The 220-nt window shown below is 58.2% G+C and carries 1 protein-coding gene; it reads left to right on the top strand.

Annotated features, from left to right (window positions below; all coding sequences use genetic code 11):
- Positions 1-220: hypothetical protein (locus C6N31_RS47580; RefSeq protein ID WP_232486403.1), on the top strand; the 220-nt coding region annotated here is incomplete at both ends.

Raw genomic sequence — 220 nt, 5'->3', positions numbered from 1 at the left:
CTCATCAATCCAAAATCGAATTCGAACTTCAGATCTGAGACGCAGGGAACGATGTCGGGAAGAGGCAAGGGCGGCAAGGGGTTGGGCAAAGGAGGCGCGAAGAGGCACCGTAAAGTTCTTCGCGATAACATCCAGGGAATCACGAAGCCTGCCATTCGCCGGCTGGCCAGGCGTGGCGGAGTGAAGCGCATCAGCGGCCTCATCTACGAGGAGACCAGGG

The sequence above is a fragment of the Streptomyces fildesensis genome (assembly GCF_016107395.1).
GTDB classification, from domain to species: Bacteria; Actinomycetota; Actinomycetes; order Streptomycetales; family Streptomycetaceae; genus Actinacidiphila; species Actinacidiphila fildesensis.
Note: the sequence above shows the minus strand (reverse complement) of the source record. Positions and strands in the feature narration are given on the sequence as shown.